17 protein-coding genes are annotated in these 22,074 nt (G+C 59.0%); 12 read left to right on the forward strand and 5 right to left on the reverse strand.

What is annotated here, in order from left to right; translation table 11 throughout:
- The first annotated feature begins 53 nt into the window (after positions 1–53).
- Together LUA85_RS10975 and LUA85_RS10980 are read left to right on the forward strand one after the other, a co-directional pair.
- On the forward strand, positions 54–1,487 hold the full coding sequence (locus LUA85_RS10975; protein ID WP_231471844.1) for a beta-3-deoxy-D-manno-oct-2-ulosonic acid transferase: 1,434 nt from the start codon (positions 54–56) through the stop codon (positions 1,485–1,487).
- Positions 1,484–2,692, forward strand: a complete 1,209-nt coding sequence (locus LUA85_RS10980; protein ID WP_231469644.1) for a glycosyltransferase family 1 protein — start codon at positions 1,484–1,486, stop codon at positions 2,690–2,692. The genes LUA85_RS10975 and LUA85_RS10980 overlap by 4 nt, the downstream gene beginning before the upstream one ends.
- A 4-nt stretch (positions 2,693–2,696) precedes the next feature.
- On the opposite strand, the gene LUA85_RS10985 is transcribed toward LUA85_RS10980, so the two are convergent.
- Positions 2,697–3,314, reverse strand: a complete 618-nt coding sequence (locus LUA85_RS10985; protein WP_231469645.1) for a sterol desaturase family protein — start codon at positions 3,312–3,314, stop codon at positions 2,697–2,699.
- Positions 3,315–3,524: 210 nt separating this feature from the next.
- On the opposite strand from LUA85_RS10985, the gene LUA85_RS10990 reads away from it, so the two are divergent.
- Complete coding sequence (locus tag LUA85_RS10990; protein ID WP_231469647.1) at positions 3,525–4,292, forward strand: SDR family oxidoreductase; 768 nt, start codon at positions 3,525–3,527, stop codon at positions 4,290–4,292.
- On the opposite strand, the gene LUA85_RS10995 is transcribed toward LUA85_RS10990, so the two are convergent.
- A complete protein-coding gene (locus tag LUA85_RS10995; RefSeq protein ID WP_231469649.1) occupies positions 4,222–5,727 on the reverse strand; it encodes an LTA synthase family protein in 1,506 nt (501 codons plus the stop codon). The genes LUA85_RS10990 and LUA85_RS10995 overlap by 71 nt on opposite strands.
- 170 nt (positions 5,728–5,897) lie before the next feature.
- On the opposite strand from LUA85_RS10995, the gene LUA85_RS11000 reads away from it, so the two are divergent.
- The 8 genes from LUA85_RS11000 (at position 5,898) to LUA85_RS11035 (ending at position 15,317) form a co-directional block, all read left to right on the forward strand.
- Positions 5,898–7,199, forward strand: a complete 1,302-nt coding sequence (locus LUA85_RS11000) for a capsule biosynthesis protein (RefSeq protein ID WP_371823679.1) — start codon at positions 5,898–5,900, stop codon at positions 7,197–7,199.
- A 157-nt stretch (positions 7,200–7,356) separates the two neighbouring features.
- Positions 7,357–8,520 carry a Wzz/FepE/Etk N-terminal domain-containing protein gene (locus LUA85_RS11005; RefSeq protein WP_231469651.1) on the forward strand — a complete coding sequence of 388 codons (1,164 nt, stop codon included), beginning with the start codon at positions 7,357–7,359 and terminating at the stop codon, positions 8,518–8,520.
- 2 nt (positions 8,521–8,522) lie between these two features.
- Positions 8,523–9,320, forward strand: coding sequence for an ABC transporter permease (locus LUA85_RS11010; protein ID WP_231471846.1), 798 nt, complete (start codon positions 8,523–8,525; stop codon positions 9,318–9,320).
- Positions 9,317–9,964 carry an ABC transporter ATP-binding protein gene (locus LUA85_RS11015; RefSeq protein WP_231469654.1) on the forward strand — a complete coding sequence of 216 codons (648 nt, stop codon included), beginning with the start codon at positions 9,317–9,319 and terminating at the stop codon, positions 9,962–9,964. Before LUA85_RS11010 ends, LUA85_RS11015 begins: the two co-directional genes overlap by 4 nt.
- A 60-nt stretch (positions 9,965–10,024) precedes the next feature.
- Entirely contained in the window at positions 10,025–11,671 is a 1,647-nt protein-coding gene (locus LUA85_RS11020; RefSeq protein ID WP_231469656.1) for a glycosyltransferase family 2 protein, read from the forward strand.
- A gap of 52 nt (positions 11,672–11,723) precedes the next feature.
- Positions 11,724–12,497, forward strand: a complete 774-nt coding sequence (locus LUA85_RS11025) for a DUF5672 family protein (protein WP_231469658.1) — start codon at positions 11,724–11,726, stop codon at positions 12,495–12,497.
- Between the two features lie 41 nt (positions 12,498–12,538).
- Positions 12,539–13,504, forward strand: a complete 966-nt coding sequence (locus tag LUA85_RS11030) for a phytanoyl-CoA dioxygenase family protein (protein ID WP_231469660.1) — start codon at positions 12,539–12,541, stop codon at positions 13,502–13,504.
- A gap of 34 nt (positions 13,505–13,538) precedes the next feature.
- Positions 13,539–15,317: a glycosyltransferase gene (locus tag LUA85_RS11035; RefSeq protein WP_231469662.1), complete on the forward strand. Its 1,779-nt coding sequence runs from the start codon at positions 13,539–13,541 to the stop codon at positions 15,315–15,317.
- A 43-nt stretch (positions 15,318–15,360) separates the two neighbouring features.
- On the opposite strand, the gene LUA85_RS11040 is transcribed toward LUA85_RS11035, so the two are convergent.
- Genes LUA85_RS11040 through LUA85_RS11050 form a run of 3 tightly spaced genes read right to left on the reverse strand, consistent with a single transcriptional unit; the run spans position 15,361 to position 21,550 of the window.
- Entirely contained in the window at positions 15,361–15,933 is a 573-nt protein-coding gene (locus tag LUA85_RS11040) for a DapH/DapD/GlmU-related protein (protein ID WP_231469664.1), read from the reverse strand.
- Positions 15,921–18,074, reverse strand: coding sequence for a glycosyltransferase (locus tag LUA85_RS11045; protein WP_231469666.1), 2,154 nt, complete (start codon positions 18,072–18,074; stop codon positions 15,921–15,923). The genes LUA85_RS11040 and LUA85_RS11045 overlap by 13 nt, the downstream gene beginning before the upstream one ends.
- Positions 18,071–21,550: a glycosyltransferase gene (locus LUA85_RS11050; protein WP_231469668.1), complete on the reverse strand. Its 3,480-nt coding sequence runs from the start codon at positions 21,548–21,550 to the stop codon at positions 18,071–18,073. Before LUA85_RS11050 ends, LUA85_RS11045 begins: the two co-directional genes overlap by 4 nt.
- A gap of 145 nt (positions 21,551–21,695) precedes the next feature.
- On the opposite strand from LUA85_RS11050, the gene LUA85_RS11055 reads away from it, so the two are divergent.
- Positions 21,696–22,049: a hypothetical protein gene (locus tag LUA85_RS11055; protein WP_231469670.1), complete on the forward strand. Its 354-nt coding sequence runs from the start codon at positions 21,696–21,698 to the stop codon at positions 22,047–22,049.
- Positions 22,050–22,074: the final 25 nt, after the last annotated feature.

Consider the following 22,074-nt stretch of genomic DNA (forward strand, 5'->3'; position numbering starts at 1 on the left):
GGACCGTCAGGTTGTCCACCCCTGCACCTGCCACCGAAACGATTGGCGAAGACATGCTGGAGCGGATCAGCCAGGCCCGCGTTGGCGGCGCTTTCTGGGCTGAAGCCGCACCGCCGGCTATCCCGGCGAGCGTGGTCGATCGACGCTCAGCCACCGCCTTGGTCGATCCCTGGTCGGCGCTGGAAGGCGCTGGCAAACTCGTCGCCCATGGCGATGATGAATGGGTTGCGATTGCGCGCTGCTGCACAGTGCCGGTTGACGTGCTGTCCACAGGCCGCTTTGGCGCCCCCGGCGATGACGCGGCCACGCTTGATCGCAAAGCCGTCGAGGCGCTTGCCGCCGCGCATTACACCAACCCTTTCACCGGCCAACCAGCGACCATTGCCGATACAATTGCGCTGCTGGCTGAATGGCGTCGCCTGATCGAAGCCAATCGCCAGATCGTGGCTGCCAGCGGCATGGCCTGGTGGAAACGGCACGAAATACGCCGTTTCCTGTGGGTTCCCGGCCGCAAGCTGCCTATCGTGGCAGGCGCTTCGCGCGCGCTGAAGATCGCGCGGAAATCAGGCGGCGCGGTGGCCATCTGGCCATCGCGCGTGTCGCCAGCCCTGCTTGAATCAGCCGCGGCGCAAGGCACGGGACTGATCCGGGTAGAGGACGGTTTCGTGCGTTCGGTCGGCCTTGGCAGCAATCTTGTCCCGCCCTCTTCCATCGTGGTGGACCAGCGCGGCATTCATTTCGATCCGTCGTCGCCCAGTGATCTTGAACATATTCTGGCGACAACCGAATTTACCCCGGCGCTGGTCGACCGGGCTATGGCCTTGCGGCAGACCATCGTTGCGGCGGGCATCAGCAAGTACGCCGCAGGGGCAGCAGCGCCGGCGCCGCCGCGCTCAGCGGGCCGCCGCGTCGTGCTGGTGCCGGCGCAAGTCGAGGACGACATGTCGGTGATTGCAGGCGGCGGGGGGCTGCGCTCAAACCTCGAACTGCTGCGCCGCGTCCGCGCGCTCGAACCGGACGCCGAAATCTGGTTCCGCCCCCACCCTGATGTCGATGCCGGGCACCGCAAGGGCGCCGTGCCTGATGAAGATGTGCTGGTGGTAGCTGACCGCATCGTGCGCGGCGGCGGCATGGCGCCGCTGCTCGATGTGGTCGATGCGGTACATGTCCTGACCTCGCTAACCGGGTTCGAAGCCCTGATGCGCCGGCTGGAGGTGACCTGCCATGGTACACCGTTCTACGCCGGGTGGGGCCTTACCCGCGATCTCGGCACCGTGCCGGACCGTCGCGGGCGAGCGCTCACGCTTGACCAGCTGGTGGCCGGGGTCCTGATCCTTTATCCGCGATACCTCGATCCGGTCAGCGGGTTGCCCTGCCCGCCCGAAGTTCTGATCGGCCGCATGGCGCAGGCCCGTGCGCCCAACCGCCTCGGCTGGATCGCGCCCTTGCGCCACTGGCAGGGACGGCTCATGGCAAGGCTGCGATGAGCGAAGTCATTCTCGACATTTCCCGCCTGATTTCGCGGGTGCGCTATGCCACCCCATCGGGCGTGGACCGGGTGGAGATGGCTTACGCGCGCGGCCTCCATCGCCTGTATGGCGATGCGCTGTCCTTCGCGGCCGTTCATCCAACAGGCCTGTACGGACGGATCGCCAGAGCCAATGCGCTGGCCTATCTCGACGAACTTGAGCGACGCTGGGCGAGCGAGCATGATGGGCCACCGCAGCGCTCGATCGCTTCGATCCTGCCATGGATGGCCCGGCTACTGCCGCGCCGCCCGCCGACGGCGTCCAAGGGGAAACAGCGTTCAATATACGTGCAGGTATCGCCTCATCACCTGACCAACAGGCGCAAGGTGAAATGCATCCTTGCACGGGAACAGGCACGGTTCGTGTGCATGGTGCATGACCTGATCCCCATCGAGTTTCCAGAGTATGCCCGGCCAAGCGGCGCGGCGCGGCATCACCGCCGGATGGAAACGCTGGCGGCCCATGCCGACGCCGTGATTGTCAATTCGGCAGCCACCGGCCGTTCGTTCCAGCCTTGGATCGACCGTAGCGGACGGGAAATAGCGGTGCACATCGCGCTGCTCGGCACGGAACCGCTGGCAGCTTCGGCCCACACCCCCATCGCGGATGATAGACCCTATTTCGTCTGCCTCGGCACGATCGAGCCTCGCAAGAATCACCTGCTCCTGCTCAACCTGTGGCGGCACCTGGCCGATGTCCTGCCCGCCAGCGACGTGCCCCGCCTTGTCATCGTCGGCAAGCGGGGATGGGAAAATGAGCAGGTCCTCGACATGCTCGACCGCTGCCTCGCGCTGCGGCATCATGTGGAGGAAGTGAACGGTTGCCCGGATAGCCACCTCGCAGCATTGCTACGCGGCGCGCGCGGGTTGCTGATGCCGTCCTTTGCCGAAGGATTCGGCATGCCGGTAGCCGAAGCGCTATCTGCCGGGGTGCCGGTGATCTGCAGCGACATTCCCGCCCATCGCGAAGTCGGCGGGACGACACCGCACTATGCCGACCCGCTCGACGGGCCGCGCTGGAAGGAACTGGTACTGGATTTCGCGAATTGCGGGCCGGTCTGGGCCGCGCAACATCAGCGGTTGCCGCAGTGGCATGCGCCCACCTGGGGCGAGCATATGCACATCGCCGCGCAGGCTATTGAAGCGTTACGGCAGGAAAACTGATCGGTTAGTCGCGCGGCTTCAATGATCGAATGCCGGTGCCGAAAACGCTATCCCAGAACAACGCGGTAATCGCGTAATTGCCTTCGTGGCGGGCGTGATGATGGCGCATGTGATGGCGCTTGAGCATATATGCCAGCCGCCCCTTCATCGGCCACTGGTGGCAGGCATAATGCGTGAAATCGTAGGCCACGTAGCCCGTGATCCAGCCCAGAAACATCCAGGTTCCGGCAGGACCAAGCAGCAGGACCCCAAGCGCCCAGACCGAACCGGCTATCGGGATGCTGACAATCGGAGGCATCAGGTTGCGCAGGCGATCGTTCGGGTCCGCATGGTGATTGCCATGCATCAGGAACACGAACTTTTCGAACAGCGGTATGCGCGCGTTCCAGTGGAACAGATAGCGATGCATCGCATATTCGAACAGCGTCCAGAACACGAGGCCTGCGGCAAACAAACCGAGCGCGGGAACCACCCCGGTCGTGCCCCACCCCACCCACGCGATGCACGGCAGCGCCGCGCCCCATATCGCTGCGAATCCAGCGGGGGAAATCACGGTAAGTTGTTCAAGCCGTTCGTTACGGAACAACCGGATCTGCTGCGAGTGCGACTTGGGGCTGGGCATTGGGTGAATTCTGGACAGGACATGCGCTTGACTGTCAAGGATTAAACAATCCGGCACGACGGGTGAAGCCATCAGCGCGACCACTGGTGCATCGCGACCACAATGCTTGCCCGGCTCGGTATTGCCGCAACCGCCGCTTCCCCTGCCCCGCTGCCCAAGCTAGTCTCCTGCGGCATGCCGAACAATTCAATCCGTTATGGAACTATATCAATGTCTTCGCATGTGCTCATCATCGGTGCGTCGGGCGAATTGGGCGCAGCGCTGGCCCGGCACTACGCCGAATCGGGTGCGGCCCTTTCGCTGTGGGGGCGCAACACGGCGCGCCTCCAAGCCATTGCCCAGGCATGCCGGACAGCCGGTGCTGCAAGTATTCAAACCCGCTCGCTCGATTTGACCGAGGTGGAAGCCGCCGTTGCCGCACTTTCGCAGGAAGACGATGCCGCGCCGTTCACGCTGGCTGTCATCGTATCGGGCCTTGGTGATATCCGGGCGGAAGGACACCTGTTCGAAGACCCGGCGCTCGTTGCAAACCTTGGCATGGTCAACTTCGTCGCACCGGCCGCGCTTGCTGCAACGCTGGGATCACGCATGGCCGCACGCAAAGGCGGTGCGATCGTGCTGATCGGATCAGCGGCCGCGTTTCACGCCCTGCCCTTCGCCGCCGCCTATGCCGGATCGAAGGCGGGCCTTGCGCGCTTTACCGATGCCCTGCGCATCGCCATGCGTCCCCACGGTGTCAGCGTGACGCTGGTTTCGCCCGGCTTTATCGATACTGCTGCGGCGCGCGCGGTGCCCGGTCCGAAACCGCTTATCCTCTCTCCTGCTCAAGCGGCCCGAAAGATCGCGAAGGCTGCGGCGCAGGGCAAGGCGCACCTTGTCATGCCCTGGCCATTCAAGCTGCTGCGCATCATCGATCGTGCCCTGCCCCGGCCGTTGCGTGACAAACTTCTGCGCGCGCTTGCGCCTCCGGGTCGGTGATTGCGCCCAGCAAGGCATGATGCAATTGCGCGGGCGTGAGGTCCACTCGTGTTCCTTCGCCGCGAACGATCCGTCCTTCAGCGTCAAAACGCAGGATCACATAAGGTGTGTGCCGCGCTTTGCCCGGCATCGACGCGCCGGGAATGCTTGGCCGATGATCGCCAAAGAACGCCAGCGTGGCCGGGCGCTTCAGCCTTGCCAATTCATCGCACAAGCCCGTCAGCATCGCGTCGCTGTTCCGCACCAGTCGCATATAGCCTTCGGTCAGGCTCCCCGCATTTGCGCGACCCTCCCAGGGTCCGTGATTCTCGATCGTAACGGCATAAATCAGCGTGGGATCCTCTGCCATTCGTGAAAGTGAGACAATTTCGGCTGTCATCGCGGCATCGGTTACATAGCGCCCTTCATCCGGTGCCGGCGGCGCAAAGCGATCTTCGCCCACCAATTCAGCGAAACCCGCTGCCAGCATGATTTCTTCGCGATTGTAAAAGCGCATATCGTGGGGATGCAGGAACAGGCTGCGCCATCCCGCCGCCGCCAGTCGTGAAGGCAGGGCATAGCCTGCCTCCCCCAGCGCCGTCAGGAAAGGGTCGAATCGCCGAAAACCAAGGTCTTCCTCGCTCCGCCCGAACAGGACGCCATATTCGGTGCGCATGGTATAGGCGCCGAAACCGCTGACCAGCAGATCGCCCCACTGCCACGCCTGCGCGCGGGCCGCTTTCAACCCCGGCAGTTCCAAAGCCGGATCGCCGAACAGTTCCAACGGATCGGCAAACGATTCGCACTGAATTACCACCGCCAGTTCACCGTCACGCGGCCTTGACTGCATCGGCGCGCAAGCCGCCGGATCGCGCGTTTCACGCCAGCGCGCATGATGCAGGGCAAGTGTGGCCAGCAAACCGTGCCGCTGGACGTCAGCCTCAACATCCGGCGTACAGGCAAGACGCGACCAGGGCGAACGGAGCACCGCGCGCCGGATCAACCATGGCCCGGCCAGCGCCAGTGCCAGCCCGGCCAGATGCGCGGTCAGCGAAGGTACGAACACGTACCACAGCAATGCCGGAACCAATGGCAAGGCCAGCACCAGCGCGGTCTTTTGCCCCGCCTTCAGGGCCGACAGATAAAATTGCGGATGGCGGAACACCGCCCCCACCAGCGCAAGGTCTGTAAATACCAGTGGTTCGCCCAGCACCGCCCGCTTGGCGTTCGAAACCATGGTGAAAAGCGCGACAGCGGCAAGCGCTATCAGCGCCGCTGCGGGCACATCGCCGCTGATTGTCAGGAACAGCCCGAAGACCGCCAGAACAATCAGGCAATGCAGCGCCATTCCTGCCCGGCTGCGCAGCAATCCAGCAGCAGCGCGCGGGCGCACGAAGGCATCCAGGATCAGCGACCCTGCCAGCAATGCCAGAATTGTCAGAATGTTGGCCGTCACAACCCTCTAGACCACAGGCCGCACAGGGTTGGCGGACACGACGGCAGGCGAATACCAATTACAGGTGCGGCTGTCACCGCCGAACCTTGCCCATGTGGATGCAATTGCCCGGTGGAAAGCAGTACGTGATGCATCGACCGGAAGCCTTCTTGGGATTAGGGCAAACGGATATGTCGTACCCGATGCAATCGTCGACCCTCCCGATTCCTGTTTCGGAAGATGTCCAGGCTCCGGCGGCCAGCCTTCCGCCACGGCGTGAAAAACGCAGCGTACTCCTTCTTCAGGGCCTGATGGGACCGCTGTTCCGGCGGTTGGGGCAAGGGCTGATCGAAGCCGGGCACCGCGTCCACAAGATCAACTTCAACGGCGGGGACCGGTTCTTCTGGCGGCTTCCCGGCGGCATCGATTATCGCGGAACGCTGGCCGACTGGCCGCAGGCGCTTAAAGGCATCGTTGCAGACAAGCAGATCACCGATGTCGTGCTGTTTGGCGATTGCCGCGATCACCACATGATCGCCACGCAAGTGTGCCGGGAGTTGCGCATCCCGGTCCATGTCTTCGAAGAAGGCTATATCCGGCCTGACTGGGTTACCTTCGAACGCGATGGCGTGAACGGCCACTCGACCCTGCCGCGCGATCCGCAATGGTATCGCGATACTGCCGCCGCGCTGCCCCCTGTGCCCGAACACCGGCAAGTCCCTTCATCGTTCCGCCGACGTGCGATCGAAGGGCTGGCATACAATGTGGCCGACGTGCTGACACGCTGGCACTATTCCAACTGGAACAACCACCGCCCCTGGCACCCGCTGGTCGAAGGCATGGGCTGGATGCGCAAGCTGCGTCGCCGCAAGGAACGCGATGCCGAAGCTGCTGCGCTGATCGCTCGGCTGGAAACATCGCCCACGCCGTACTTTCTGTTTCCGCTGCAACTCGATTCCGACGCGCAAATCCGGCTCCATTCGCCTTTCGCAGGCATTGCCGAAGCGCTGAAAGTCGTCATCGCATCGTTTGCCGCCCATGCTCCGGCAAACACGCGCCTTGTGGTGAAGGAACACCCGCTGGATAACGGTGTACGCGACTGGCAACAGATTACAGCGGATATGGCCGCGCGGTTCGGCATCGCCGACCGGGTCGACTACCTGCCAAGTGGAGACATCGTGCCGGTCGCGCGCCGATCACAGGGCATGGTCACGATCAACAGCACCAGCGGTACACTGGGTCTGTCGATGGGCATCCCGGCTGTAGTGCTGGGAACTGCGGTCTACGACATCGAGGGGATCACCTGCCAGAAAGGCATCGATGCATTCTGGACCGCGCCCGATGCACCCGACGAGACCACCTTCAAGGCATTTCGCCGCGTATTGATCGACAGATGCTTGATCCCCGGCGGATTTTTCTCGGAAAAGGCTCTCGCGGTTGTCGTCAGACACGCAATAGCAAGATTCGAAGGGCGGTTGTTGCCGCCCGAATGAACACCCTTTTCCCCATGAGAACCTTGGCGAAATGCATCGGCCAGACACGAAGCCGCAGATCACATGGCGACGTGCGTATCTTGCGTCCCGACACAACATGTCCTAGCGCAAAAGCCTCTACGATTTCTGTTTTTCAAGGCCCTGCGAAGATTTTCCTATGACAATTGAACACTCTTTGCCGGCCGAAACACCGCCCGTCTCAAGGTTTTCACCGCTCCTTGCGTGGATCAGAAAACGGCGCTGGTTTTTGATTGTCGTCATCGCCCCAACTTTGCTGGCAGCGATCTATTACGGGTTCATCGCATCCGACGTGTACATTTCGGAGTCCCGCTTTGTCATAAAGAGTCCGGGACAGAAGCGCGCTCAATCATCGACGCTGGCCAGCTTGATCCAGACCACCGGCCTTTCGGGCGGTCAGGAGCAAACCAATGAAATCCTTGGCTACGTCCATTCGCGTGATGCACTCAAGAGCCTCGTTCGGGACATTGATTTCAAATCAAGGTACACTGCTGACGGCGTCGATTTTGCCTCGCGCTTTCCCAAGCCTTTTCAGGATAACACCTTCGAAGATTTGTACGATTACTACGGCAATATCGTCGATGCCCGGCTTGAAAGTGACACCGGCCTTGCAGTGATCAAGGTCAAGGCGTTCAAACCGGAAGACGCCTATGCAATCAATCGGCGGCTGCTTGATCTGAGCGAAGGCTTGGTCAATCGCCTGAACGAACGCGCCCAGACCCGCGGTGTTGCCGAAGCACAAAAGCAGGTGGAACTGGCGACCGCCAGAGCACTGAACGCCCGCGTGGCGTTATCCCGTTTCCGCAATTCCCAAGAGGTTATCGATCCCGGCAAGCAGGCCGTCGGAGTGTTGGAAATCGCGAACAATCTCGTTGCACAACGAGCGGCGCTGTTGGCCCAGCTTGATCAGATGCAACGCGTGACCCCGAACAACCCTTCAATCCCGGCGTTGCAGAACCGAATTAGCGCCATTTCGGTACAAATCGCTTCGCAGGACAGCCGGGTGGTTGGAAGCAGCGACGGCATCGCCTCCAAATTGGGCGGATACGAAAACCTGGTTGTCGAACAGGAATTTGCCACGGAAAGCCTCAACGTGGCCCAGGCCGCCCTTGTCCAGGCCCGCGCCGAAGCGCAACAACAGCAATTCTATCTTGAACGCGTGGTTGATCCCAACCTGCCCGATACGCCACTGCTTCCTCACAGGTTCCTCAGCCTGCTCGCCGTAGCGGCCGGTGCGCTATGCCTTTACTTCATCGGGTGGATGCTGGTCGTGGGTATTCTAGAACACGCACCGGACGAGTAGACATGCCTCAACTGAACCTTCGGAACCTCAAGGCAGGCTGGCGTCGGCAAACGCAGGTCATCCACGCCCTGATGATCCGTGAACTCAACACACGGTACGGTCGGGAAAACATCGGCTTCCTGTGGATCATGGCGGAACCGCTTCTCTTCGCGGGACTGGTGGCGCTGATCTGGCGCCTGTGGCGTGGCCCGGAGGAACACGGCATCAGCATTGTCGCGTTCGTCGTCAGCGGTTATATTCCCATTACGCTGTTCCGCCATGGCGTGATGCGCTCCGCCAGCATCTTCACGGCAAACAGCAGCTTGATGTACCATCGGCAAATCAAGATTCTCGACTTCGTTCTGGTGCGCTTCATCATCGAATTCATCGGCGGCATGATGGCGTATCTCTTTATCGGCACCCTGTTGATCGCAGTCGGCGAATTTCCGGTCCCGGCCAATCCCGGTCTGCTGATTGCCGGATGGGTGCTGTATGCGCTGTTCTCGTTCTCCTTGTGCCTCATCATCGCCCCGATCTCGGAAATGTCCGAGGTGGTCGAAAAACTGATTCCGGTGACGACCTATGTGATGATCCCCGTATCGGGCCTGTTCACGCTTGCCGCGTGGCTTGCTCCGGGGCCGCGTGAGTATCTTCTGATGTCGCCGTTCGTGAACGGCATGGAGATGATGCGCAAGGGCATCTGGGGCGATGATATCACAGCATATTACAATATCTGGAACCCCATCATCTGTTCGGCAGTAGCAGCGATCATTGGCTTGATACTGATCCGCCGGATCCGCAGGACCCTGACCGTCGAATGATTGCCTGCGAAAACCTCTGCAAGACCTACAAGCACGGTGCGGGTCGCAAGCTTGTGCTCGACAATGTCAATTTCTCCATGAATCCGGGAGACCGCCTCGCCCTGCTCGGACGCAATGGGGCTGGCAAGACCACGCTGATAAAGCTGATCGGCGGCGTCGAAATGCCGACATCGGGCAAGGTGGTGCGGAAAATGTCACTGTCCTGGCCGCTCGGCTTTGCCGGTGGATTCCAAGGCAGCCTGACAGGTTATGATAACGCCCGCTTCATCGCCCGCATCTATGACCGCAATTACGACGATCTGCGCGATTACGTTGAAGAATTCACCGAGCTTGGCAAACAGCTCAAGATGCCGGTCAAAACATATTCGTCAGGAATGCGTGCGCGACTGGCGTTTGCGTTGTCCCTGGCCATCGAATTTGATTGCTACCTGATCGATGAAATCATTCTGGTCGGCGATCAGAACTTTCAGCGCAAGTGCCATTATGAATTGTTTGAGAAGCGTGGCGACCGCTCGATGATATTGGCATCACACAGTAACGATTTCGTGAAGAATTATTGCAACCGTGCATTGGTTATTAATGGTGGTCGAGCGATGGCATACGATGACGTCGCAGAAGCCATCGGTATATATGACAGTCTTTAATGCTGTATCATCCAGCCTCTCCACATTTCAGGCCGCCGTGGTGATGCCAACCCGGAATAAGTGACAAGCACAACTTTGACCGACGCTTGCGAAAAGACCGGCAGACTGGCCGAACGGTGCGCGCGCAAGGCTCTGGGCGTTTGGTTGGGCATACGTGTACATTGCGATGCGCTGTTCGCCCATCCGCGGGCTTATCTGGTCGCCCTGTGGTGGCGCATCTGCCGCAAGCGCGTTCGCGCGCGCGCGCAACTGGCACCGTTGCTGGGGCATTCTGCCAGCGCTTACCGGCTCTGGTTGCTGCGTAACGGCGCAGTTTCAGCGCAGCCAGTCACGGCTTCGCCAATCGTCGTGCTGGTCGACATGACCACGGGGCAGCACTTGCCCGGCCATCTGGAACTAACGCTGCGCTCCATTGCCGAACAAGGCCTGAGCGCGCATTTGATAGGGGCTGACGAAGACACGTCGCTCGCATCGAAAATCCCTTTGATCGATTGGCAAAGTGATCCGTGGCTGATGCCCATTGCCCCAGGTGACCGGTTGCAAGCGGGAGCGGCAGACGCCTATGGCAAGGCAATCCACGATGGGCGCAGGTTGATCTATGCCGATGACGACCTGCTGGACCAGCAGGGAAAGCGCACCGCCCCGCATTTCAAGCCAGCCTGGAATTCCGAACTTTTCGCGCATTTCGATTTCCTGACCGGTGCGTGCATCATCCGGGCGACTCAGGCGGATCTTGCTGCCTGTTCCGGCCCGGATTGGGCTGCCCGGCTGACCGCGCACGTAGCGGGCACACCGCCGCCCCCGGCCCACCTGCCCATTATCCTCCATCACCGGCGAACGCGCCCCGCACCAAGCATTCCTGCAACGCCTGCACACGTCGACCAGGAATTGCCGCCGGTCACCGTAATCATCCCGACCCGCAATCGCGCCGATCTTCTCAAAACCTGTCTGGCTGGAATCGACCGCACCGACTATCCGGCGCTCGACATAATCATCGTGGACAACGATAGCGACGAGCCGGAATCGCTCGCTTATCTGGATGCCCTGCCTGCACGGATCAAGGTACTGCGTCACCCCGGCCCGTTCAACTTTTCGGCCATGAACAACCGCGCCGCGCAGCTTGGCCAAGGGCGGTTGCTGTGCCTGCTGAACAACGACATCGAAGTGACCGAGCCGAAATGGCTCATGACCATGGCTGCACAGGCCATGCGTGATGAAGTCGGCGCCGTCGGCGCTCATCTGCTCTACCCCGATGGAAGAACCCAGCATGCCGGAGTGGTGACCGGAATTGGTGGAGGGGCGGCTCATGCACACCGCCTGCTCCGGCCAGACGAGCAGGGTTATTTCCAGCGCCACGTCCTTCCCCAGTTCGTCTCGGCAGTGACGGCCGCATGCCTTGTCGTCAGGCGCGACAGATTTATGGCTGTGGGCGGACTCGACGAGGCAAACTTCGCGGTAGCGTTTAACGACGTCGACCTTTGCCTGCGTTTGAACCAGCGCGGATGGCAATCTTTCTATGAACCGCGAGCGCGGCTGATCCACCATGAATCGGTTTCACGCGGGTTGGATCGCGATCCTGTGGGCGCCCGCCGCCTTGCCCGTGAACTGGCCGCTCTCAAGGCGAACTGGAGCACTGACATGATGCCGGACCCGTTTCATCACCCAAATCTCAGCCGTTTCAGTGAACGCTTTGTCGTGCGATTGTAGAGCCAGTGTCTTGACCCCGCCCCCATCCGATCCCGGTGACACACCACTGCACATGCCAGATGTGACTTTGTGTGCGGTAAGTTGCGTCAACATCGAAGCCACTTTCAAGGCGATGGAAGCATCGATGCGGAATATCCGTTTCGGCGCATGCAAGCTGCTGACGGATGTGCCGGTCGTGTCGAGCAATCCTGCCATAGAGATCGTATCGATTGCACCTCTGCGTTCTTCCCAGGATTATTCGGCATTCGTGCTTCAGCAGCTACCGGATCATGTTTCCACCAGTCATTGCCTTATAGTGCAATGGGATGGCCATGTGCTGGATGCGCGCCGCTGGCGGCCTGAATTCCTGGAATACGATTACATTGGCGCGCCATGGCCGCAATTCGGCGATGGTCATGACGTGGGCAATGGCGGATTTTCATTGCGAAGCCGTCGTTTGATGGAAGCCTGCCGCGCGCCCGGTTTCCATACCATGCATCCTGAGGATGTCGCCATCTGCCGACGAAACCGAAGCTGGCTCGAAGCGCGCGGCATGCGATTTGCAGGATCGGATCTTGCCGGACGATTTGCAACCGAGCGCAGTGGGAACCTGAACCTCAGTTTTGGTTATCACGGCGTTTTCAACATGCCCAAGGCAGTCGGACAAGCAGATTTCTGGAAAATCTATCTGTCTCTTGACGATCGCAAGACGGTCTATCACGATTTCGCAATCATCGTCCGGGATATTTTGCCAGCCAGAGGCGGTGTCCCGCGAGCAGCATTGATGGCCGCCCACATGGCCTGGGATTTCGCGGCTCGGCTTTCCGCTCGCATCCTGCTGCGCTAGAGCAGTCCCTGATCGGCTTTAACCCACAAGGCATTTGTCCCGTGAACAACCCCCTCCCCGGCGTACCCTTGATCGAGTCTCCCCTGTTTCCATCGCTTGCCCCGTCGTTGGGTTTGACTGCCGAGGAATGGCGCATCGCGACCGACCTGCACCGCGATGGCTTTGCCGTACTCGATTTCCCGGACGATCAGATCGGTGCGCGGATCGAACGGATCAGGCGCAATCTTGCGCCACGGTTCGGCGTGGACCTGGACAATCCAGAAGCAGACAAGACAACTGGCGAACGTCGTATTCAGGACGCATGGAAATTCGATGATGATGTCCGCGCGATCGCTGCCAACGATGGTATCCTGGACTTGCTGGGAAAATTGTATGGGCGCAGATCGTTTCCGTTCCAGACGCTGAATTTTCCGGTCGGAACACAGCAGGACGCTCACGCGGATACTGCACATTTTTCCAGCATCCCTGAACGTTTCATGTGCGGGGTCTGGCTGGCGATGGAAGATATATCGGCACAGGCAGGCCCTCTTTTCTATTTGGCGGGATCGCATCGCTGGCCGATCGTGAACAATACGATGGTGGGAAGGCGCGGTTTCGGCAACGCGCTGAATTCGGCACAAGATCCTTACGGCCCGGCCTGGGCAGCACTTCAAAACGCCCATGGTGCAGAAGCCGGAACCTTTCTTGCAAGGAAGGGGCAGGCACTGATCTGGTGTGCCAATCTTCTCCACGGAGGAAGTCTCCAGACAGATCCGCGCCTTACGCGCTGGTCACAGGTAACGCATTACTACTTCGATGATTGCATCTATTATACGCCAGCATTTTCGGACGAACCGCTTGGCAGGCTGGATTTGCGCAACCTCATCGCGATCAATGACGAGCGCGCCCGGCCGAATATGTATCTTGGAGAACCGGTTGAACGGCACGCCCCTGTGTCTAACACTGGGCATGCCGAAAAACCACGCGGAGGGATAGCACGCTGGCTGGCCAAGCGCCTGTCGCGATGATCGCCAAAGCTCCTGCGACCAAGTCCTTCGCCCCATGAACAATACAATTCGGCAGTGGTTTCAACTGGCCTTGCGCCGCCCGGTCCGGGCGGCGATGATTGCGTTCTGGCATGTTGCGGGAAAGCGGGTGCGCGCGCGAGGGCAATTGGCCGATGCCATCCTTCGATTGCCCTTCCGATACGACGAATGGGTAAATGACTGTGCCGCCGATGATGCTGCAACAATCGGTGCCTTGCCATCCATCGTTGATCATCGCAGCCCAATCACCGTTCATCTGCATATCGGAGCCTTCGCCACCGATCAATTCCGGTCAGCAATCGGCTCCGTGCTCAACCAGACGTGGCCGCATTGGCGGATGATCATCACAACCACAGCGCAGAGCGTGGAAAGCGCCGGTAACGGTTTTTCACACGACCCTCGTGTGCGGACAGTATCCGGCTACTCCAGCCAAAGCGCTGCGCTTGCTGCGGCGCTCGATCAGGCAGACACGGCCTATATCGTCCCGCTGGATGGGGATTGCCGACTGCCGCCGCATGCTCTGCTGGCTTTCGCTGCCGCAATCGGTGAGCAATCAGAACAAGACCCGCCCGTTCTGTACGGCGATCAGGATGAATTTTCCGCCGCAGGACGGCGATTCAACCCCTGGTTCAAGCCCGGCTGGGATCGTGATATGTTCCTTGCCCAGGACTATCTGTCTGCGGCGTGTGCCATTCCGGTCATGGCTGCGCGGCAGGCGATGCCGAAGATTATGACGTCAGATGAGGGAAGCAGCCCGGTCTATGCCCTGCTTTTGCAGATGGTCGCATCGCCAAGCCAACCTGTCTCGCATCTCAACCGGGTCACGATATCGACCCCTGTCGGCTACTGGCAGCGAAAGTGCCCGGAACGGCTGGCTACATTGCAGCGACACCTGACCGCGACATCTGATGCAAAAGTGCTGGAGGGTTCATTCGGAACCGCCATTGTGCAATGGCAACTGCCGGTCAGGGAGCCGCTCGTCAGTATCGTCATCCCCACGCGCGACCGTCTGGACCTGCTTCAACCCTGCGTGGAAGGTGTGCTCAATCAGACCTCTTACCGGAACTTCGAGATTATAATCGCGGATAACGGCAGCATCGAGCCTGATACACTGGCCTTTCTCGACCGTGTCAGCGCAGATCCGCGCGTCAGGGTCGTGTCGTGGCCGTTCCCCTACAATTATTCTGCCATCAACAATTTTGCGGTCAGAGAAGCGACCGGAGAGTTTCTCTGCCTGCTCAACAACGACATCGAGATCATCGACAGCACCTGGCTGACCGAACTGATGCGTCATGCCTGCCGGGACGGCGTCGGCGCGGTCGGCGCGCGATTGCTGTACCCTGACAGGTCAATACAGCATGCAGGTGTGGTGGTGGGTATGGGCAATGCGGCCGGCCATGCCCACCGTGGTCTGCCACACGGGGAGGCAGGATATTTTGCCCATGCTTTGATCGCGCGTGAAGCGACCGCGGTGACGGCTGCATGCCTCGTCGTTTCGCGCCACTTGTTCGACGCCGTGGGAGGGCTGGACGAAACCGATCTGCGTATCGCCTACAATGATGTCGACTTCTGCCTGAAATTGCGGGCAGCAGGTGCGCGAAATATCTATGCGCCCGAAGCCGTGCTGATCCACCATGAAAGTAAATCACGTGGCCTCGACATGGCGACCGAACATCTCGACCGGTACATGAAGGAGCTTGCCGTGTTGCAGAAACGCTGGGACACAACGCTATTCATGGACATGACGCATCATCGCGTACTGGACCGGTCGAGCGAAATCTACAGAACCCCGTAACGCCGGACAATCATTTCACGTCGTACCGACGATGTCAGGCGGATCATTGAATATCGGTATCAAAGAATGGGAAATACCGCGTCTTGTAGCGCAGATCCCGCGTCCGTTCCCCGACGACTTGCGCGGGATTGCCGCTGACGATGGCATATGGCGGAACGTCACGACTGACGACTGCCCCGGCCGCGACGACGGCACCCTGGCCAATCGTGACCCCTGGCAGAATGATGGCCCTCGCCCCGATCCAGGCATCGTCCATTATCGCAACCGGCCTTTGCTGGGCATGAAAGTAGGGCGAATTGACGATGTGCGTCAGCGTGTGGATCAACGTGTAATGGGACACGTTGACATTGTTTCCGATATACAGCGGTCCCCGTCCATCAAGATAGCAAAACCGGTTTATCGCGGTGTTATTGCCGATCCTGATATCGTTGCCGGTCACGAAACAAGACATCGCAACACTCGAATCCTTCCCCAGACCAATACCGATCACCTTGCGCAAATAGGCATGGCGCATCCAGTACGGGGTGAACTTGAAGAACACGTTGTTCAGGAGAAAGAACAGCAGCGCGTCCCACCACCTAGCCAGATAGGTGCCCTGACCAATTATTTTCGGCATCGCAGCACTTCTCGGCAGAGTGCGACGTAACGGTCGGTAACTTGGGAAAAATCATAGCTGGCCATGATCTTGTCATGGCCACGCTTGCCGCGCTCTTTCCATTGGTCACGATTGTCCGCAAATCGGGTCATTGCGTGGGCAAGGTAAGGAGCCGTCTGGAACTTTCGCTGCTCGTAACCGATGCGATCAAGAACATGAGAATCAAGATTGGTCACCGCACCATATTCGTTCGGTACAAGAATGCCGATGTCTTCATCTTCGATGACTTCGGGTGCGCCTCCGGTTCGGCTGAGAATCATCGGTTTTCCGTAATACATCGCCTCGTTCATCGCTATGCTCCAGCCCTCGATCAATGACGGCAGCAGGAATGCATCGGCAGCCTTGTGCAATGGGGCAACGTCGTCGAAATAACCCGGCATCAGCATATGATCCGACAGCCCCCACTCTTCGATATCTGCACGCAAGCGATCAATGTGGGGGGGATAAATCACATTGCCAACACACAGTATCTTGATGTCGTTCCGCTTGCGCAGAATAAGGCGCATCGCCTCAGCCATCAGATAATGCGCTTTATGCAGGTTGTATGATGCAACATTGAGGAACAGATAATCGTTACCGTTTACACCGAACTGCGCCCGATCGGCAGGTTGCTGATCGCGCCGCGTCCGGTGTTCGTCGACGATAAGGCCATTGGGGATCGTTTCGATCTTTTGCCGATCAATCCCATATTTTTGAACTACATAGTCTGTCGCCAGTCCCGAAACGGAAATGTATCGGTCAACGAATTTGTCGGCGATAAGAAAATCCTCAAGCGCCTTGTCGCGAAGCATGGCGTAGACGTTGTGAATGAATGTGATGTTCGGGACATTCATGTCTCTGAATACCGGGTATCCGACGTTCGAGAAATGCGACATCGCGATATCGATATTGCGGTCCCGGATTATCGATTTATAGAAACTTTCCCGATCTTCCTTTGGCAGTGCAATGACTTCTATACCATTCTTGCGTGCGATCGCACCAAGATGGCCCACATCGCCACATGAAATGATGGTAGGTTCGACATTGCAGCGACGGAAATCCACCGCGCAATCCAGCACGACCTTTTCAAGCCCGCCGCGATCGAAATTAGAAAGCTCGACGGCAACCCGGATGGGCTGCATTGGCACGGCAGGCACTGCTGCGGGCCGTTCGCGCCGCGCAGTTTCAGGCTGCGTAGCGTTGCGCTCACGGTTGCCCGAAATCCCCGCGTAGAATTCGCCGCGCTGCTCAAACGGGCGGCGAAACGGAACCAGCGAGGCAACCAGCGATGCCAGGCCCTTGCGCTCAATCATGTCCCGAAGGACACGCTGTTCCATGCCTTGAATATTCGTTGACGCCAGACCCAGTGTTTCCCTGTCGAGCGCGGTCACGATGACTGCGGCGATTTCGAGATGTACTTTTTCGAGCGTCTCCTTGATCGTGTTGGTCGGATGCACCCGATACGAAATATGGGTTCCGCCCCGCGCATCGTACAGCAACCTGCCATAGCGCGCGGCAGCCATCAGGAAATCCAGATCATGGCAATACCGCAAGTTGGAAAACCCGCCGGCCTGTTCCCACAGCCTGCGCGTGAACACGAAGTTCGACGTCGTCACACCGAAGTTCTCATTGAGCAGCGCGAGCGGAAGATTACCGCACTGACGATAGAACGCCGCCGCTCTTGCCAGCCAATCGGTCGTCTCGTTGCGCTCGACGAAGGCGCCATCCGTATCGATGATCTCCACTCGCCCAAAAATGAGGTCGATGTCTGGATTTGCCCGAAACAGCCTGGCGCAACGCTCAAGCTTGTACGGCTTGAGCAGGTCATCCGAGTTAAGCACCGCGACGTGAGAGCCGCGGGACAGCGAAATCGCCTTGTTGATCGCGTTGTGCGCACCCTGATTGTCCTGCCTGACGACGATGGCGTCAGGGAAATCGGCGAGCAACTGCCGCGCAAGTGAAAGGCCGTTGTCGGTCGAACCGTCATCCACAAGCACGATATCGATTGGCTGCACGGTCTGCGCAAACACGCTCTGCAATGCGCTTTCGATGTACGGTTCGTGATTGTACAGCGGAATTACGACCGAGAATGTAGCTTCGGGCGACACTGCCTGCTCGCTCACTTGGCTTCCATCCGTGGTAAAATCCCGGCAACGATCTCGATACCTTTCTCGATGGAATAAGCCGCGTTTACGGCTTCAAAACCGCGCTTGGATGTTTGCGCCCACAATTCTGGATCGTCTGCCAGGGCCATGATCCTGCTGGCAAATTCGTCTGGCGAACGCGCCGCTATAACACCGTGGCCATCGGGAATTCCCATGCCTTCGAATGCGATCTCGCTCGCCACGCAGGGTACTGCGTTAAGCAGGCTGCTGACGACCTTGCCTTTTGCACCCGCACCGAAACGTAGCGGCGCGACTGTCGCCAGTACACGGTCGAGATGGGGTTCGAGTTCGGGGACGTAGCCTACCCATTCGACGTTGGGGTCTTTCCGTTCAGCCAGTTCGGGCGGCAGGTGCGAACCGATGACATGGAAAATCATGTCTGGGCGAGCCTTGTGCAGGAGCGGCCAGACCTCGTCTAGGAAAGTTTCAACGGCATCGATATTGGGTGCGTGCTGAAAACCACCTATGAACGCAATACCAGATCGCGCTTCGAATCCGGGCAATATGCGCTTCGGGATATCCCGGATAAGCGGCACAACTCTCACATCCGCGCCCGGCGCTTCCCTTTCGAGAATGGCCTTCTCGGAATGCGAAACGACAATCGTGACATCTGCGGCATCGACCGTTGCAAGTTCGTCGGTCCGCATCTGCGCTGCCGATTCGAGCGCCTTTTCGTCCTGCGTCAGGCGCGCGTGGCGCTCTTCCCTGACATGATGCAGGTCGACTGTATTGAATATTACCTGCGCATCAGGGCAGAACATCCGCGCCCGTTCGATCCAGCTCCCGCCAAAATTGTAACGCGATAGGAAAAACGCACTGATCCGCTCTGCATTGAGGAACACGAACTCTTCGATATTCACATACCTTTCCGAGGTTATGCACTCGGCCCCGGCGTCATCGACCGGCTTGCGCTTTGCGGCATCGGCAGAAAAATCCAGCAGCGCAGCAAATGCCACGTCATAGCCTAGTGCCCTGAATATCCGCACGAAATTGACCTGGTCGAGAGAACCTGAGTCTTGATCGGGCCGCGGACAAAAGGCATCGATCATCACCACGAGCGGCCGCATGGCAGCTGCATTCACGATCTGCGAGTTGGCGTTTGCCGCAATCGGCATGGCAGGCGCTTCGGAGATTCCGCCTTGTATCGATGCCTCGGTCCGATGCCCGGACAACGGCTGCCGGTTCACCTGTGGCTGATGCGGCGTGGGCCGCGCAGGGCGCCCTTCTTCGCGGCCATAGGCCAGGTAATGAATCAGGGGGTTGAAACCACCGCGCACCACATCAAGATTCGAAGTCCGGTAGAAATGGGAATCGAACAATGCATGGGGCTGGCAATCCGGGTGGCGCAAGTAATGGATCAGCGGGTTGAGGCCCGCTGCCTTGACGTCGGGATAGCGGTCAAGATAGCCACGCGTGTCAAACATTTCACAGGGGTTATAGCCCTTTGCCACGCCGAACCGCAGGTAATGTTCAAGGCACGATTGTTCGAACCTTGCTGCTTCGGGATAGCTGGCAACGTAAAAGTCATAATCCATCAAAGGACTGGGCGACCGGCCATCGCGCTGGCCATGCTGCAGATAGTGGATGAACGGATCAAGGCCGACTTCGCCCACATCGGGATTTCTGGCGTAGTAATGATTACGGTCGATAAGCGGGAAGTCAGCAACACATGAAGTTGCCCCTTCAAGGTAGGCGATGACGCGCTCCTCGCGCCCTTCGGAGGACATTCCGAGCTGATGGTCGGGAAACTTCGCAAGGAATTGCAGGATCAAATCGGTATTTGCGGCCACCTGGCGATCATGCCTGCTGGCAGCCCGCAATTTAAGGACCGCAGGACCAACACGTCGCGATTGCACACTTTTCACGATAGTCCCCAGCCGTCCGGCAGCCTGCAGCTTTGCCGCACGTTCCAGGGCCACTTCCTCTTGCGCAACTGCCAGATTCAGTCTTGTGTCATGTACCAGCGCATTCTGCCGGTCCAGTTCAGCCTCCAACGCAGCTGTCGCATGGGACAGGCGTTCCTCTACCTCACGCATGCCGTTCAACTCGTGGCGAAGTGCGTCGTGCTGCGTCCTTTGCTGCGCCAACTCTTCAGTGAGTTTGCGCAAATTCTCCCGCCCCGCATCGACTTCGGCGACAAGCGCTTGCTTGTCCGCGTTCAGTTCCGATGTCAGCGTCGAAAGCCTGACGACCTGCTCGATGACTTCCGCCGACTGCGCGGTAACGTCCGCCGACTGGCGTACAGCCTGCTGCCTGAGTTCTTCCAGTTCCGCAGCAAGGCGCTGATTTTCAGCGTGGGCCAGCCGGGCATCAATCCGGGCTTCCAGAAACTCCGCAGATCGCTGCGCGGCCTGCTCGCGCGCGGAAGCAAGTTCGGCACTCAACCGTTCGTTCTCGATTCGGACAACTTGGGCGTCCATACGCGCCCCGGCCGCTTCATTCGCCTTTTCGGTGACATGAAGCACGAAATCCTTTTCGATAACCATCAACTCCTCGTGCATCGCATCGTTTGAAGCGGTGAGCGTTTGAACGACCTGAGCAAGGTCGGCGCAGCGATGCCGTTCTGCATCCAATGCGGCCCGCAGATTGTCAAGTTCGTGATTATCCTTTGAAATTTCATCCAAATTGGAAGTTAACGTGGCTGCGTCGCGCTGTGCTGCAACACCAGGCAGAATGTCGTTGGCGATCCGGCATGCCAGCTTGTCCAGCCGTTCGGTTCGCTGACGAGAAGACCGCATGACAGCGATGTAGGGATCGAGCGCGTGGGCTGCATCCCCTCCCCCTGACCTGGAAAGTTCGTACTTCAGGACATTGAGCAAGCCTTCTGGCCGAATGAATGTTGGCGCACGGCAAAGTAGCGGCCACATCGACGGCAGTATTATCTGTGGCGCGATTTCCCTTTGATAATGCTCCACTGCTTCGGTCAGCGTCTGGTGAAAGGCGCAAGGTATCCCCACAGATGCAGAGAAATCGGCCCATTTGAAAGGGCAATCCACCTCATCACTGGCCAGATAGCCGAACGGTACACTGTAGGCGGCAGCGACGATCGCTCCGTGCATTGCACCGGCGAGGACGAATTTTGCTGAGGCAAGTGCATCGATGATCCGCAAGAGATCATCATTGCTGTGTGCTGCGATTAATGGCCGCAGCACCTCGTCGCACCCAGTCAGGGCGAGCAGTTCGATATCGGACCTGCTATCCGAGAAATGCGGCATGCACACCGATTTTCCCACAAACCGGGCACTGCTTTCCGGCGTGTAGAGCGCCGACAGGAAAAGGGCCGGATCGCCGATCGGTATGTCCGTACCCAGATTGAGGTCCGATGCGGTCAGCGGCCCGCGCACACCCAGAAAAACGCTGGCCTGCGCGTTATCGGGTGCAAGCGATCCTGCGGCTCTCGCTCCACACCCCCAGAACACCGACTGGCTTTCCATTTGATCCGAATATGGCGGAAGCAGTCTGTTGTCGGTTTCAGCGTCGCACAACGGAGCGCCGTCGAAAATCATGCTGCCTATTACCCACGGCGCCGGATAGTAAGGCGTGAATTTGAACAGCAGCCTATCATAAATCAGCTCGGCGATGGCATCTCCGAAATTCCAGATATTTGACGAAAACTTCCAGAAACGCGAGCTTTCGGCCACCTTGCCCATGACAACATTACCCTGTTTGTCGCCGTGTGGCCCTGCCAACGTTCAGCGAAAAATCTCAGGCTCCGGCATAGGCTTTGGAGGTTCTGTTCAGCAAGGCGGCGCCTACGGTTTCTCTGGAAAATTCTTCGATCAACGCAAATCGCCGATGTCCTTCGGTATGATCAAGCCATGTCTTCGTAGCCGTAACCTGAAGATTGATCAAAAGGGTGAGAAGGAATTTTTTGTTATAAATCAATACTGTACATCTTATCCAGGCGAGCGTTGGCAAACTCTGGAACTTTAGGCTCCTGTTTCGAGTTTCAAGGCAA

The sequence above is a fragment of the Novosphingobium sp. CECT 9465 genome (assembly GCF_920987055.1).
GTDB lineage: Bacteria > Pseudomonadota > Alphaproteobacteria > Sphingomonadales > Sphingomonadaceae > Novosphingobium.